Origin of the sequence: Pseudomonas jilinensis, assembly GCF_003586265.1 — a bacterium.
In the GTDB taxonomy this organism is placed as follows: domain Bacteria; phylum Pseudomonadota; class Gammaproteobacteria; order Pseudomonadales; family Pseudomonadaceae; genus Halopseudomonas; species Halopseudomonas phragmitis.
This window is the reverse complement of sequence record NZ_QJSA01000002.1, coordinates 164489-179331: the sequence shown is the minus strand read 5'-3', so window position 1 is coordinate 179331 and position 14843 is coordinate 164489. Positions and strand designations below refer to the sequence as shown.

Genomic DNA, 14843 nt, shown 5'->3' with positions numbered 1-14843 from the left:
ACGCCCGCATACGCCCTGACGAGCAACAAAAAAGGCGCCGAAGCGCCTTTCTTGCATTACACATCAACCTCAGGCCGGAAAAGCCGGCGGGTTGACATGGGCCATATCTTCCAGGATACGCACCACCTGACAGCTGTAACCAAACTCGTTGTCGTACCAGACGTAGAGAATTACCCGGTTGTCGTTGCAGATGGTCGCTTCGGCGTCCACCACACCCGCGTGACGCGAACCTACAAAGTCAGTCGAGACCACTTCCTGCGAGTTGGTGAAGTCAATCTGCTTGTGCAGGTCCGAGTGCAGAGCCATGTGGCGCAGGTACTCGTTGACTTCGTCGCGATTGGTCGACTTTTCCAGATTCAGATTCAGGATCGCCATCGACACGTTCGGGGTTGGTACCCGAATGGCGTTACCAGACAGCTTTCCAGTCAACTCCGGCAGCGCCTTGGCCACGGCCTTGGCGGCACCGGTCTCGGTGATCACCATGTTCAACGCAGCACTACGACCACGGCGATTGCCCTTGTGGAAGTTGTCGATCAGGTTTTGGTCGTTGGTGTACGAGTGAACAGTCTCAACGTGGCCATTGACGATACCGAACTTGTCATTGATGGCCTTGAGCACCGGCACAATGGCGTTGGTTGTACAGGAAGCGGCAGAAATGATCTTGTCATCCGGGGTTACCGCAGCATGGTTGATGCCGTGCACGATGTTCTTGATGTTGCCCTTGCCCGGCGCAGTCAGCACCACCTGACTGGCACCCTTGCACTCCAGGTGCTGGGACAGACCGGCCTCGTCGCGCCAGACACCGGTATTATCGACGACGATAGCGTCTTCAATGCCGTACTGGCTGTAGTCGACTGCCGACGGATCCTTGGCGTAAATCACCTGGATCTGCACACCGTTGGCAGTAATGGTGTTGTTTTCTTCATCGATGGTGATAGTGCCCTGGAACGAACCATGCACCGAATCACGACGCAGCAGGCTGGCGCGCTTGGCCAGATCGTTCTCGGCACCCTTGCGCACGACGATGGCGCGCAGGCGCAGGCCATCACCAGCACCGGTCTTTTCGACCAGAATCCGGGCCAGCAAGCGGCCGATGCGACCGAAGCCATACAGCACCACGTCACGGCCTTGACGCTTCTCGCCCTTGTGGCCAATGACGCTGGCCAGTTCCTGACGCAGGAAGGCATCCAGATCACCGCTACCGGACTTGTTGAACTTGTCGATCAGGCGGGCCAGATCGATGGAGGCTGGGCCCAGATCCAGTTCCAGCAACTTCTGGATGATCTTGTAGCTGTCCCGCACCGACAGCTCGGCATCGTCGATCTGACGGGCGAAACGGTGCGACTTGAGGATACTGATCACCGAACGGTTAACCAGGCCGCGACCGTAGATGGAAGTGACCACATTGTGTTCACGGTAGAGACGCCCGATCAGGGGAATCATCGCCTCGGCGGTGGCTTCACGCTCTGTCCATTTGTCCAGACACTGCTCGAATTGGGCTTGAGTCACGGCTGTACCTTCCAAGTCGTTAAGAAACTGAGGGGGCGATATTATGCGTTTTACCGCCCAAGGAGGCAATCACCAAGCCCGGCAAGTGCGTAAACGCGATTGAACACAACAGCGGCACACGGAGTTAAACTAGCGGCTTTTCGCAATGGACCTGACCGGCATGCCGTCCACACCGACGATCCTCACTCTTCCCGAGCTCAGCCAGACCCGCAGCCTTTGGAGCGGGCTCCAGGGCGCCGCCCAGGCGTTGGCTATCGCCGAAGCCGCCAGCACCCACTCGGGCCTGAGCCTGGTCATCACCAAGGACAGCGCCGAAGCTGACCGGCTGGAGCGAGAACTGAGATTCTTTGCCCCGGCACTGCCAGTACTCAGTTTTCCGGACTGGGAAACCCTGGCCTACGACCGTTTCTCACCACACCAGGACATCATCTCCCAGCGCCTGAGGGCCTTGCACCAGTTACCCCAGGTCAAACAGGGCATTCTGGTCGTCCCCATGACCACTCTGCTACAGCGCATTGCCCCGCGCGGCTTTCTGGCCGGCTCGGTACTGATGCTCGAAGTTGGTCAGCGGCTGGACATGGAAGCCATGCGCCTGGATCTGGACGCCGCCGGCTACCGCTGCGTCGACACTGTTTATGAACATGGCGACTACGCCGTCCGCGGCGCCCTGCTCGATCTCTACCCGATGGGTAGTCGACTACCCTACCGGATCGACCTGTTCGATGACGATATCGAAACCCTGCGCACCTTCGACCCGGAAACCCAACGCTCGATCGACAAGGTCGAACGTATTCACCTGTTGCCGGCCAAGGAATTCCCGCTCGACAAGTCAGCCCTGACCGGCTTTCGCGCCCGTTTCCGCGAGCGCTTCGATGTCGACTACCGGCGCTGTCCGATTTATCAGGACCTGAGCGAAGGTCTGGTACCACCAGGCATTGAGTATTACCTGCCGCTGTTCTTTGACGAGCTGGGCACCCTGTTCGACTACCTTCCGGCCAACACCCAGCTTTTCAGCCTGCCGGAGATCGAAGCAGCCGCTGAGCATTTCTGGCAGGACGTGCGCAGCCGCTATGAAGACCAGCGCATCGACCCGACCCGGCCCCTGTTGCCGCCCAACGCCCTGTTTCTCGCCGTTGAAGAGTGCTTCGCCAAGATCAAGCAGTACCCTCGGGTCATCTGCCATCAGAGCCAGCAACCGGCCGCCGTCGGTCACAGTATCTTTGCCTGCCCCCAGCCCCCCGAGCTGACGGTCGATAACAAGCGTGAACAGCCGCTCGAGGCGCTGCTCGGTTTCATCGACCGGTTTCCCGGACGGATCGCCTTCATCGCCGAAACCGCTGGGCGCCGGGAGGCGTTGCTCGACCTGTTCAAGCCGGCCGAACTGAGCCCGGAGGCGTTCGAAGACTGGCCAGCCTTTCTTGCCAGTGACAGCCGCCTTGGCCTGCTGATCGCGCCGATTGACCAGGGCCTGATCTGCGAACACCCGCCAGTAGCGCTGATCGCTGAAAGCCAGCTGTTTGGCCAGCGGGTCATGCAGCGCCGTCGGCGCGGCAAGGCGACCGACCTGGGCGATGCAGTCATCCGCAACCTCACCGAACTGCGCGAAGGCGCCCCGGTGGTGCATATCGACCATGGCGTTGGACGCTATCGCGGACTGACCAACCTGGAAATCGACGATCAGCAGGCCGAGTTCCTGATGCTCGAATACGCCGACGAGGCCAAGCTCTACGTTCCGGTCTCCAACCTGCACCTGATCGCCCGCTACAGCGGTGCCGAGGACGACAGCGCGCCACTGCACCGGCTTGGCTCCGAACAGTGGCAGAAAGCCAAGCGCAAGGCTGCCGAGCAGGTCCGCGACGTAGCCGCCGAACTGCTCGACGTCTACGCCCGCCGTGCCGCACGCAAGGGCTTCAGCTTCGCCCATCCCGAGCGTGATTATCAGGCCTTCGCCGAAGCCTTTCCGTTCGAGGAGACCGCCGACCAGCAGGCTGCGATCGAGGCGGTCATCAACGACATGCTTAGCAACAAACCCATGGATCGCCTGGTCTGCGGCGATGTCGGCTTCGGCAAGACCGAAGTCGCCATGCGCGCCGCGTTCATCGCCGTCCACAGCGGCAAGCAGGTAGCGGTACTGGTACCCACTACCCTGCTGGCTCAGCAGCACTACAACAGCTTCCGTGACCGCTTTGCCGACTGGCCGGTCAAGGTCGAAGTCATGTCCCGGTTCAAATCGGGCAAAGAGGTCAAGAGCGCCATCAGCGAGCTGGGCGAAGGCAAAGTCGACATCATCATCGGCACCCACAAGCTGCTGCAGGACGACATTCAGTTCAAGGATCTTGGCCTGGTAATCATCGATGAAGAACACCGCTTTGGCGTGCGCCAGAAGGAACGCCTCAAGGCGCTGCGAAGCGAGGTCGACGTACTTACCCTGACCGCCACGCCAATTCCGCGAACCCTGAACATGGCAATGTCCGGCATGCGCGACCTGTCGATCATCGCCACCCCGCCGGCCCGCCGGCTGTCGGTAAAGACCTTCGTCATGCAGCAACAGCCGGCAGTGGTCAAGGAGGCGATTCTGCGCGAACTGCTGCGCGGCGGCCAGGTGTACTTCCTGCACAACGAGGTGGAAACCATCGAGAAGTGTGCTGCCGATCTGGCCGAACTGGTACCCGAAGCCAGGATCGGCATCAGTCATGGCCAGATGCCCGAACGCGCGCTGGAACAGGTCATGCGCGACTTCTATCATCGCCGCTTCAACGTTCTGGTGACCTCGACCATCATTGAAACAGGGATCGACGTACCCAGCGCCAACACCATCATTATCGAACGCGCCGACAAATTCGGCCTGGCCCAGTTGCATCAGCTACGCGGCCGGGTCGGGCGCAGTCACCACCAGGCCTACGCCTACCTGCTGACCCCACATGGCAAAAAAGTCACCAGCGATGCGGAAAAACGCCTGGAGGCCATTGCCGCTGCCCAGGACTTGGGCGCGGGTTTCACCCTGGCCACCCACGATCTGGAAATCCGCGGCGCTGGCGAACTGCTGGGCGATGGCCAGAGCGGCCAGATTCAAGCCGTTGGCTTCACCTTGTACATGGAAATGCTCGAGCGCGCGGTCAAAGCCATCCAGCAGGGCAAGCAGCCAGAGCTGGAACAGCCGTTGTCCGGCGGACCTGACATCAACCTGCGTCTACCTGCGTTGATTCCTGACGACTACCTGCCCGACGTACATGCGCGACTAATTCTCTACAAGCGCATCGCCAACGCCGGCGACGATGAGCAACTCAAAGACCTGCAGGTGGAAATGATCGACCGCTTCGGCCTGCTGCCCGAACCAGTCAAGACTCTGTTCCGGGTAACCTCGCTGAAACTGCGCTGCGAACCACTGGGCGTGGTCAAGGTCGATGTTGGCCCCGAACATGGTCGCCTGGAATTCGGCACCAACACCGCAGTCGACCCACTGACGCTGGTACGACTGATTCAGGACAGCCCACAACGCTACCGGCTTGAAGGCGCTACCATATTCCGCTTCAATGCCCCCATGGGCAATGCCGAGCTGCGTCTGAACACGCTTGAAGCCCTGATTGATCGCCTGCAACAACCCACAGAAACAACCGGCAAAGGAAAACGCCCATGAATCACCCCCTGCGCATCTTCACCCTGTTGCTGATCCTGGCCCTCGGCTGGGCCGGCCTGGCCCAGGCCCAAAGCGAGCAGATCTATCAGGTTGAAGTGGTGGTATTCAGCCAGGCCTCCGGCCAACTGGCAGCGGGTCAGGGCCCCGGATCGGACTGGGCTGAGCGCGCAGTGCTGCTCGACAGCACCGCCCGCAGCGATGTACGCAATATCGACCAGACCCGCTACCGGCTTGGCACAGAGGCACGCCGGCTGAACGATCAGGGTTACCGGGTCAGACTGCACAAGGCCTGGGAACAGCCTGCCGACGATAGCTTGCGTGTGGCCGTGACCAGCGGCACGGAAAACGCCCAGGGGATTTATCCAGTGCAGGGCCTGGTCCGCCTGAGTCAGGAACGGGCCCTGGAGGCCGATGTAAGCTTCTGGCTCAACCACAATGTGCAGGGCCAGGCCGTCAGTGAGCACCTGCGCCAGAATCGTCGCCTGCGCGTGGACGAAGTCCACTACCTGGACCATCAGGGCATGGGCATGCTGATACGGGTGTCACGCCTATAAGCCAGCCAGTCGGCCGCTCGACGCCCGAGTCAGAGGGTGTCGCAGCGGCTCTCCCCGTTCAGGTACCTTAAAGCGTGCCGATCACTCCAGCCAACACCGCCCCAACCCGCGCCATCCCCGCAGCCATCACCGCCTCGATATCCTCCATGCGGATTGGCCCCTGGGCCTTGCCCGCCGCTGGATTGACCACCAGGGCCAGGCAGGCGTAGGGAAGTTCCAGCTCACGAGCCAGCGCAGCTTCAGGCATCCCGGTCATACCGACAATCGCACAGCCATCACGCTCCATCCGTCGAATCTCGGCCGCGCTCTCCAGACGCGGTCCCTGAGCCGCGCCATAGATCCCATTAGAACTGTGGGCATAACCCTGTGCCACCAGGACTGCCAGCAACTTCTGGCGCAACGACTCGTCGTAGGGCTGGGTAAAGTCTATGTGAGTGACCTGCTCCAGATCGTCCTCGAAAAAGGTCGAGGCCCGCCCCCAGGTGTAATCGATTACATCATCGGGCACACAGAAGTGCCCCGGCGGCATCACTGCATCAATGCCGCCCACCGCATTGACCGCCACCACCGCCGTCGCCCCAGCCTCGCGCAAGGCCCAGAGATTGGCGCGGTAGTTGACCCGATGAGGCGGAATCCGGTGCGGATCACCATGACGGGCCAGAAACAACACCTCACGCCCGGCCAACAGGCCCCGCACAAACTCCGCCGAAGGTGAACCAAACGGCGTCTCCAGCGATTCTCGGCCCGTTACCTGCAACTCTGGCAGCCGCGTCAGCCCGGTGCCACCGATGATCGCCAGACAGCCCATCAGGCGTGTTCCGGCGTAACTGGACGCGACTCGGGACTGTGTTCCACCTCACCCGAGCGCAGCCGCAAACCTTCCGGCACATGCAAAGTCGAGGTCGGGAATGCCACCTGGGCCTCGTGCTCATCGATGATAGCCAGAATCTTCAGCAACACATCCTCCTTGATTCGGTGGAACTCGGCCCATACCGGGGTGGTGAAGCAGTAGATGAAGAAATCCACCGACGATGGCGCGCAACGGTCAAAGTAGACCATCTGAGTCTGGTCCTGGGCGATTTCCGGGTGTTCTTTGAGCATCTCCCGAACCGCCTTGACGATTGGCTCCATTCGACTGATATCGTCGTAGCGAATACCAATATGCTCATAGATTCGCCGATGACTCATGCGCGACGGATTCTGCAGCACAATATTGGTAAACACCGCATTGGGAACATAAATTGGTCGCTTGTCGAAAGTACGGATGCGGGTCAGACGCCAACCAATATGCTCAACCGTACCTTCGATTTCCTTCTCCGGCGAACGAACCCACTCCCCCACCGAAAAAGGCCTATCCAGATAGACCATCAGGCCGCCGAAGAAGTTGGCCAGCAGATCCTTGGCAGCAAAACCCACCGCCAGACCGCCAATACCACCAAAGGCCAATACCCCGGACACGCTGTAGCCCATAGATTGCAGAATCACCAGTGACGAGGTGATCACCACCGAAATTCTAAGCAGCTTGCCGATTGCGTTGACCGTGGTCTTGTCGATCGGCTTTTCCCGGCAATTTGGGTCAACCAGGCGTTTTTCCACTTCCAGCGCCAGGCGAATCAGGAACCAGGCCAGGAGCACAATCAATAGTACCGACTGGAGCTTATCCAGCACCTCAGCCAACCCGTCATCCATCTGTGCGGCGGTCACCTGGGAAGCCCATAACAGGCCCATACTCCAGATCATCACCCATAACGGCCGACGCGCAGCTATCACCAGCGCATCATCCCAAACCGTGGAGGTTTTCAGCGCCCGCTGCTCAACCCGGTCCAGCAGCAGCTTGCCCAGATAGGCTGCGACCAATGAAATGAAAATAATCGCGAAAACCTTGTATATCCAAAGTTCTCCGCCCAACGGCAGAGACTCGAGCGGCAAGCTTTCCAACAGTTCATCCATATCCACAGTTACACCAACTCCCATTGCTTCAAGTCATGCACTGCCTGCGACCAGTTCGGCAATGCCTTGTAATCCAGCCCCGGGCGCGAGCGGGCCAACATCCTGGCCAGGCGTAGCGGCTCGCTGATCCCGCGCTGCTGACAGTGCACCAGCGCCTGCTCAGCCGCCGCCCGGTCATTGCATACCAGCAGCATGTCGCAGCCCGAATGCAGAGCGGCATCGACCCGCTCCGGCATGCCACCCACGGCGTGAGCACCGGCCATGGTCAGATCGTCGCTGAAGATCACCCCATCAAAGCCCAGCTCGGCACGCAGGATCTGCTGCAACCAGCGTCTGGAAAACCCCGCCGGCAACTCATCGACGGCCGGATACACCACATGCGCGGGCATAATGCCGTCGAGCAACGGCGCCAGTGCCGCGAACGGCTTGAGATCCGTGGTGCGGATCTCGGCTTCGCTACGCTCATCAACCGGCAAGGCAAAATGCGAGTCGGCCTCAGCCCAGCCGTGACCGGGAAAATGCTTGCCAGTAGCAGCCATACCCGCGGCCTGCAAGCCCTCGATGTAGGCCCGACCCAACTGGCTGACCTGATCAGGATCACGGCCCAGAGCCCTATCACCAATGACCTGGCTGCGACCATAGTCCAGATCCAGCACCGGCGCGAAGCTGATATCAATACCGCAGGCCAACATCTCGGTCGCCATCAGCCAGGCCGCCTGACGCGCCACCTGTGACGCCTGCTCCCCGGCTCGCAAGCCGATTTCGCGCAGTGGCGGCAGGCGCAATACATCGCGGCGCAGACGCTGCACCCGACCGCCCTCCTGATCGATGGCGATCAGCATATCCGGGCGCAATGCACGGATGGAGCGAACCAGTTCACGGACCTGGGTCGGCGACTCGGTATTGCGAGCAAACAGAATCAGACCGCCAACTTCAGGCTGGCGCAACAACTGACGGTCGTCCGGGGTCAGCCAGGTTCCAGCCACATCCAGCATCAAGGAAGCATGAGTCAAGCAGAATCTCCAGTCAGGGGGCCTGTCGCCCCGTCATCAATAATTACCTGGCAACCGACCGGCGTCAGCTCGAAGAGTTCCAGCATGTCCTGGTTACGCAGGCGAATGCAGCCATGGGAACGCGCAACACCCATTGGCTGGTCGTCGGCGGTGCCATGCAGATAGATATAGCGACGCTGGGAATCACAATCGCCGCCACGGTTGAAGCCGGGTTGCTCGCCACACAGCCAGAGAATTCTGGTCAGAATCCAGTCGCGCAGGGGGTACTGCGCAGCCAGTTCCGGCGACCACAGCTCACCGGTTGGACGTCGCCCGACAAACACTGCCCGCAACGGCTGACCATCACCAATCCGCGCCCGGATGCGGTGTCGCCCCCGAGGCGTACAGCCCGAACCCTCACGCTCGCCGGCGCCATTGACTGCGGTCGAGACCGGGAAATGGCAAACCGCCTGACCGGCCTGATAGCCGGTCAGGGTCTGTTCTGACAAGGATATGCGGATCAGATCCAGTTGCATGCGCACCTCCGGGAAAGTGCACACCATAACGGATAGACGGGAAACTGATAAGGGCCGTCAGACCCTTTCGAGCAATTCACCGCGGCGCGGGTCACTGCCACCGGGCAGCCCGGAGCCTTCAGCACGCATTCCAGCGGCAAGGAAAGGTACCATCAGATGCAGCACATCATCGACCCCGGCCTGGCTGCCGAACTCAGACTCGGCAATGGCACGCAAAGCCTTCATGCTGGACATAGTGAACGCGGCACTGCCAAGCATGAAATGCACTCGCCAGAACAGCTCCTGGGGTGGCAGTTGCGGCGCCGCCTGCATCAGAAAGTGCATATAGCGGTGGAATACCTTGCCGTAGACCTCTCCCAGGTATTTGCGCAAGTGGCCCTGACTCTGACTGAAAGCCAGCCCGAGCAGACGCATGAAGATCGACAGGTCATTGCCGCTGCGAGGCTTAACTGCCAAGGCCTGGCGCACCAGCATCTCCAGCAGCTCCTCCAGAGACAACGAACTGCCGCCTTCACGCTGATGACGATCAAGCTCCTGCTCAAGGCTTGCAACGAAGGGGTTGAGAAAACGCACGAAGACCGCTTGAATCAGCGCCTTCTTTGAACCGAAGTGGTAATTGACCGCCGCCAGGTTGACCCCGGCCTTGCTGGTAATCAAACGCAGGGAGGTCTCAGCAAAGCCTTTTTCCGCGAACAATTGCTCGGCGGCGTCCAGGATACGTTCAACAGTTTCCGACTGGGCCATTAAGGCAGCTCCCAAAATACAAACAGATGTTTGAAACATACGTTTCAAACATCCTGACTGTCAAGTCAATTCAGGAACCAGTACTGTTTTTATCCGGTAGTTACCTTTTAACCAGTAGAACCGTGTCTGACAAGACTCTTGCCTCACGGTGATAACTGTATATAATCACAGTTACTGGATAAAAACACAGGTTAGTCTCCATGCAAAAACTGACGGCACGGCAACAACAAATCCTGGCCTTCATCAAGGAGTACATGGACGCCAATGGCTATCCGCCGACTCGGGTCGATATCGCCCGGGTTTTGGGATTCAAATCGCCCAATGCAGCAGAAGACCACCTCAAGGCGCTGGCCCGCAAGGGCGCGATCGAAATGATTCCCGGCGCCTCACGCGGCATCCGCCTGCCGGATCAGGGAACTGAGGTTGATGAAGACCGCCTACCCGTGATCGGCCAGGTCGCCGCCGGCCAGCCGATCCTTGCCTTGGAAAACATTGAAGACCACTGCCGGATCGACCCCTCCTTTTTCCGCCCCAAAGCCGACTACCTGCTCAGGGTGCGAGGCATGAGTATGAAGGATATTGGCATCCTCGACGGCGACCTGCTGGCAGTACACCGCACCAGCGAAGCCCGCAACGGCCAAGTGGTAGTCGCCCGCGTCGGCGACGAAGTAACAGTCAAGCGTTTCCAGAAACAGGGACGCAAGGTTTCGCTGATAGCCGAGAACCCGGAGTTCGCCCCCATTGAAGTAGATCTGGGCGAACAGGAACTGACCATCGAAGGTTTGAGTGTCGGCGTCATCCGCCGCTGAAGGAGTTGAGCATGCAGTACCGCCAAAGCCACCCCCGTATTGAACAGGCCGAGCTCTTCCACAACGCCCTGATGGCATCACGCAGCCGTCTTGAGTCTCTGACCACCCCGGTCAGTGAAGAGGCTCTCACCAACAACGAGGACGCTGGCGGTTTCAGCGAAATCAGTCTCAACGGCGCACCTCGCCATTGCCTGCAGTGGCTGGCTCCGGTCCTGAGAGAGCTGAGCCAGGCTCGGACCCCGGGCTGGCTGACCCTGGTCGACCCTCCTGAAGCTGTCAGTCACGGCTGGTTGCGCCAAGCAGGGCTCGACCCCTGGCGCATTCTGATCGTGCGCTCCAAAACCGGCATGGATAGTTTCAAGCTGACTTGCGAACTGCTGCGCCTGGGTTACAGCCATACCGTAGTAAGCTGGCACCAAACCAGTCAGCAGCAGGCCGCCCTATTGGAGAATGCTGCTCGCTCCGGTAGTTGTCGTAGCCTCAACGTGCGCATGGAAAGCACTCAAGCCGCCGCCTGAAACAAAAATGCCCGCAACGTTTGTTGCGGGCATTTACCCTTGAATGCCGGGTCGCCAAACCCTGAGCGCAGCATCAGTGCAGTACGCGGTGCTCCGGAATGTAGTCATCTTCGTCCTCATCCATGACCTGCCCGGCGACCTGCATCCCAGCACTGATCATAGCCTTGGCCACCTCAATGTAGTGTCCTTGCAGATATTCCTGAGCATCGGCAGAAAACTCGATGGTCAAGAGCGGCTCGCCCTCCTCGTCCGAACGACGAAGGGCCACTTTACCATCGGCCAGCTCTACGATTTCGAGAAAGGGTGAAGGCATGACTGTATTCTCCTGTAACGGGGGCAGTGTACCACAATCACCACAGCCCTCGCAGACTTACCACTCCTGCATCCCATCTCTATAGCAACTCACCCGCTCATTGAGCGCCGCCAGTGCTTCCTCAGCCTGCGCCATGCCCCACTCCTTCGCAGGCTCCAATGCGCTGCTGGCGATGATCTGCTCATCAGCTCGTGGTTTGCTTTCCTGCGGCTTGGGCGGCGCCTGCAATTGTTGCCAGGCGGCCAGCAGACCGGCCAGCCAGGTTTCCTTGTGCAGCGCCAATTCATTCAGCTCGGCCAGCTCGGGGCCCGGATAGCGCTCAGCGACCCGGCCATCGAGCACCTGCTCTACCGTGCGCACATCCAGCAACGGCCAGCGGTAACGATCAGCCACTTCGTGAATGACCGCCAGCACCGCCCGGTACAGGTGAAAGACCACATGTTCACGGTGATAACGAGCCTGGGTCACGGCATCAAGTGCACCCGACTCAGCCGCCTGGTGCCAACTGGCCAACGACCAACGGGCAAAGTGCAAGGCCTGATTGGTGCGGGTATAAACTTCATTGGCCATAATTCACCTCTCAACGCTTGGCTTTGCTGCGGCCATCGTCCACCGACCACTGCTTGCCGTCATAGAAGGCCCGCCAACCCGTCGGCTTGCCTTCCACCTCACTCTGTACATATTGCTCTTTTGTCTTGCGGCTGTAACGCACAACCGTCGGATGACCATCCGGGTCTTTTACCGGAGCATCGAACAGGAAGTGGTATTTTGGATCGATTTCAGCCTGATGCGGCAGCAGCTCGGCCACCAGCGGCGCCCGGGTCTCGCGGTTCTTCGGGAACTGACTGGCAGCCAGGAACAGCCCAGAAGCGCCATCACGCAGCACGTAGATATCATCAACCTTTTCACAGCGCAGCTCAGGCATCTTCACCGGATCCATCTTCGGCGGCGCGGCCTCACCATTTTTCAGTAGCTTGCGAGTGTTCTTGCAGGCGCTGTTGGTGCAGCCGAAGTACTTGCCGAAACGACCGGTCTTGAGCTGCATTTCACTGCCACATTTGTCGCACTCAAGGGTCGGGCCATCATAACCCTTGATCTTGAACTGCCCTTCTTCGATCTCAAAGCCGCTGCAATCCGGGTTATTACCGCAAACGTGCAGCTTGCGCTTCTCGTCGACCAGATAACTGTCCATCGCCGTACCGCACAGCGCGCAACGATGACGGGTACGCAGTACCCGTGACTCACCTTCGTCATCATCCTCAGCCACTTCGTTGCCCGGCACCAGGTTGATGGTCGCCTTGCAGCGCTCTTTGGGCGGCAGTGCATAGCCAGAGCAGCCGAGAAACACCCCAGTCGAGGCGGTACGGATCATCATAGGCCGGCCACATTCGTGGCAGGCGATATCGGTCAGGGTTGGCTGATTAGCCCGCATTCCCTGCCCTTCGGTACTTGCTTCGGCTGCGCTGAGCTTGCGCCGAAAGTCGGCATAGAACTCATCCAGCACCTGCTTCCAAGGCACCCCGCCCTGAGCCACTTCATCCAGCGACTCTTCCATATTGGCAGTAAAGCCGTAGTCCATCAGGTTGGGGAAGCTTTCGCTGAGCCGGTCGGTGACGATATCGCCCATCTTTTCAGCATAGAAGCGCCGATTATTCAGGGTCACGTAGCCGCGCTCCTGAATGGTCGAGATGATCGCTGCATAGGTCGACGGCCGGCCGATACCGCGCTTTTCCAGCTCCTTGACCAGACTGGCCTCGGAGTAGCGAGCCGGCGGCTTGGTAAAGTGCTGCTTGGGGTCAAGCTTGTTGAGCTTGAGTGCGTCCTGGACCTGCAGATCCGGCAACACCTCGTCCTCGCCGCCCTTGCCTTGCGGCGGCATGACCTTGGTGTAACCATCAAACTGCAGGATACGGCCCTTGGCGCGCAGTTCGAACTCACCAGCCTGCGCGGTGATGCTGGTCGACAGGTAACGGGCTGGCGGCATCTGACAGGCCACGAACTGACGCCAGATCAGCTCGTAAAGGCGCTCAGCGTCACGCTCCATGCCCTTGAGGTCAGTAGCCTTGAGCTTAACATCAGAAGGACGAATCGCCTCATGCGCCTCCTGAGCGCCTTCCTTGCTGCTGTAGACGTTGGGTTTTTCCGGCAGGTACTGCTTACCGAAAGCCGATTCGATGTAACCGCGGGCCATGCCGATGGCGTCGGCCGACAAATTGGTCGAGTCGGTTCGCATATAAGTGATATAGCCCGCTTCGTAGAGACGCTGGGCCATCATCATGGTTTTCTTGACACTGAAGCCCAGGCGAGTACTGGCAGCCTGTTGCAGCGTCGAGGTAATAAAGGGCGCACCAGGACGCGTACTGGTTGGCTTGTCTTCGCGCTTGATTACCTGATAGCTAGCCGCTTTGAGCTTTTCCAGCGCCGCATCGGTCTGCGCTTTGTTAAGCGGACGGAAGGTCTCGCCATTCTGGCGCACCACCTCGAACCGTACTGACTCGGCCTTGGGCGTATCCAGCAGTGCATGCACTTCCCAGAACTCTTCCGGGACAAAAGCGCGGATCTCCCGCTCACGATCAACGATCAGCTTGACCGCTACCGACTGCACCCGACCAGCCGACAGACCACGGGCAATTTTCTGCCACAGCAGCGGCGAGACCATATAGCCCACTACCCGGTCGAGGAAACGTCGGGCCTGCTGGGCATTAACCCGATTCAGATCCAGCTCACCGGGCTGGGAAAAGGCCTCCTGGATGGCCTTCTTGGTAATTTCATTGAACACCACGCGTTTGTAGCGGCTCTCATCGCCGCCGATGCTTTCGCGCAGGTGCCAGGCAATCGCCTCCCCCTCACGGTCCAAGTCCGTTGCGAGGTAGACGGTATCGGCATCCTTGGCCAGACGACGCAGCTCGTCGATGACCTTTTCCTTGCCCGGCAGAATCTCGTAGCGCGCCGCCCAGCCATTCTCAGGGTCAACCCCCATGCGATTGACCAGTTGGATACGTGCCTTGGTGGCCTTGTCGAGCTCCTGGGCCGACGCCGCCTTGCGCCCATTTTTGGGCTTGCTCTCGGTCTTGCCCCCGCTGGTGGGCAGATCGCGGATATGGCCGATACTCGACTTCACCACGAAATCATTACCAAGATACTTGTTGATCGTCTTGGCTTTGGCGGGCGATTCCACAATGACCAGTGCTTTTCCCATGGGTAACTGTATTCCTGACTCAATCGATTCTGGTTGGCGGCGCTCGGGCCGGCCCACTACCGGTGCAGACCGGAGGGCCAGA

13 protein-coding genes are annotated in these 14843 nt (G+C 59.7%); 4 read left to right on the top strand and 9 right to left on the bottom strand.

What is annotated here, in order from left to right; translation table 11 throughout:
- Nucleotides 1-69: 69 nt before the first annotated feature.
- Nucleotides 70-1509 carry a glyceraldehyde-3-phosphate dehydrogenase gene (locus C2846_RS02770; protein WP_080050471.1) on the bottom strand — a complete coding sequence of 480 codons (1440 nt, stop codon included), beginning with the start codon at nt 1507-1509 and terminating at the stop codon, nt 70-72.
- A gap of 160 nt (nt 1510-1669) precedes the next feature.
- On the opposite strand from C2846_RS02770, the gene mfd reads away from it, so the two are divergent.
- Together mfd and C2846_RS02760 are read left to right on the top strand one after the other, a co-directional pair.
- Nucleotides 1670-5146 (top strand): transcription-repair coupling factor, encoded by a 3477-nt coding sequence (gene mfd / locus C2846_RS02765; RefSeq protein ID WP_119700689.1) that lies wholly within the window; start codon nt 1670-1672, stop codon nt 5144-5146.
- Nucleotides 5143-5700 (top strand): CsiV family protein, encoded by a 558-nt coding sequence (locus C2846_RS02760; RefSeq protein ID WP_119700616.1) that lies wholly within the window; start codon nt 5143-5145, stop codon nt 5698-5700. Before mfd ends, C2846_RS02760 begins: the two co-directional genes overlap by 4 nt.
- Nucleotides 5701-5767: 67 nt before the next feature.
- On the opposite strand, the gene C2846_RS02755 is transcribed toward C2846_RS02760, so the two are convergent.
- The 5 genes from C2846_RS02755 to C2846_RS02735 are packed head-to-tail and all read right to left on the bottom strand — an operon-like array spanning nt 5768 to nt 9922.
- Nucleotides 5768-6508: an S-methyl-5'-thioinosine phosphorylase gene (locus C2846_RS02755; RefSeq protein ID WP_119700615.1), complete on the bottom strand. Its 741-nt coding sequence runs from the start codon at nt 6506-6508 to the stop codon at nt 5768-5770.
- Nucleotides 6508-7650, bottom strand: coding sequence for a mechanosensitive ion channel family protein (locus tag C2846_RS02750; RefSeq protein ID WP_080050468.1), 1143 nt, complete (start codon nt 7648-7650; stop codon nt 6508-6510). Before C2846_RS02750 ends, C2846_RS02755 begins: the two co-directional genes overlap by 1 nt.
- Nucleotides 7651-7658: 8 nt before the next feature.
- The gene (gene nagZ, locus C2846_RS02745; RefSeq protein WP_119700614.1) at nt 7659-8645 is read right to left on the bottom strand and encodes a beta-N-acetylhexosaminidase; all 987 of its coding nucleotides are present in this window, start codon (nt 8643-8645) and stop codon (nt 7659-7661) included.
- A 14-nt stretch (nt 8646-8659) separates the two neighbouring features.
- On the bottom strand, nt 8660-9178 hold the full coding sequence (locus C2846_RS02740; protein WP_119700613.1) for a L,D-transpeptidase: 519 nt from the start codon (nt 9176-9178) through the stop codon (nt 8660-8662).
- Nucleotides 9179-9235: 57 nt separating this feature from the next.
- Nucleotides 9236-9922, bottom strand: a complete 687-nt coding sequence (locus C2846_RS02735) for a TetR/AcrR family transcriptional regulator (protein WP_080050465.1) — start codon at nt 9920-9922, stop codon at nt 9236-9238.
- Nucleotides 9923-10122: 200 nt separating this feature from the next.
- On the opposite strand from C2846_RS02735, the gene lexA reads away from it, so the two are divergent.
- Entirely contained in the window at nt 10123-10731 is a 609-nt protein-coding gene (gene lexA / locus C2846_RS02730) for a transcriptional repressor LexA (RefSeq protein ID WP_080050464.1), read from the top strand.
- A gap of 11 nt (nt 10732-10742) precedes the next feature.
- Entirely contained in the window at nt 10743-11249 is a 507-nt protein-coding gene (locus tag C2846_RS02725; protein ID WP_080050463.1) for a SulA-like leucine-rich domain-containing protein, read from the top strand.
- Nucleotides 11250-11322: 73 nt separating this feature from the next.
- On the opposite strand, the gene C2846_RS02720 is transcribed toward C2846_RS02725, so the two are convergent.
- Genes C2846_RS02720 through topA form a run of 3 tightly spaced genes read right to left on the bottom strand, consistent with a single transcriptional unit; the run spans nt 11323 to nt 14761 of the window.
- Entirely contained in the window at nt 11323-11562 is a 240-nt protein-coding gene (locus tag C2846_RS02720) for a hypothetical protein (RefSeq protein WP_119700612.1), read from the bottom strand.
- Between the two features lie 57 nt (nt 11563-11619).
- Complete coding sequence (locus C2846_RS02715) at nt 11620-12132, bottom strand: DUF6586 family protein (protein WP_080050461.1); 513 nt, start codon at nt 12130-12132, stop codon at nt 11620-11622.
- A gap of 10 nt (nt 12133-12142) precedes the next feature.
- Nucleotides 12143-14761: a type I DNA topoisomerase gene (gene topA, locus C2846_RS02710; RefSeq protein WP_119700611.1), complete on the bottom strand. Its 2619-nt coding sequence runs from the start codon at nt 14759-14761 to the stop codon at nt 12143-12145.
- Nucleotides 14762-14843: the final 82 nt, after the last annotated feature.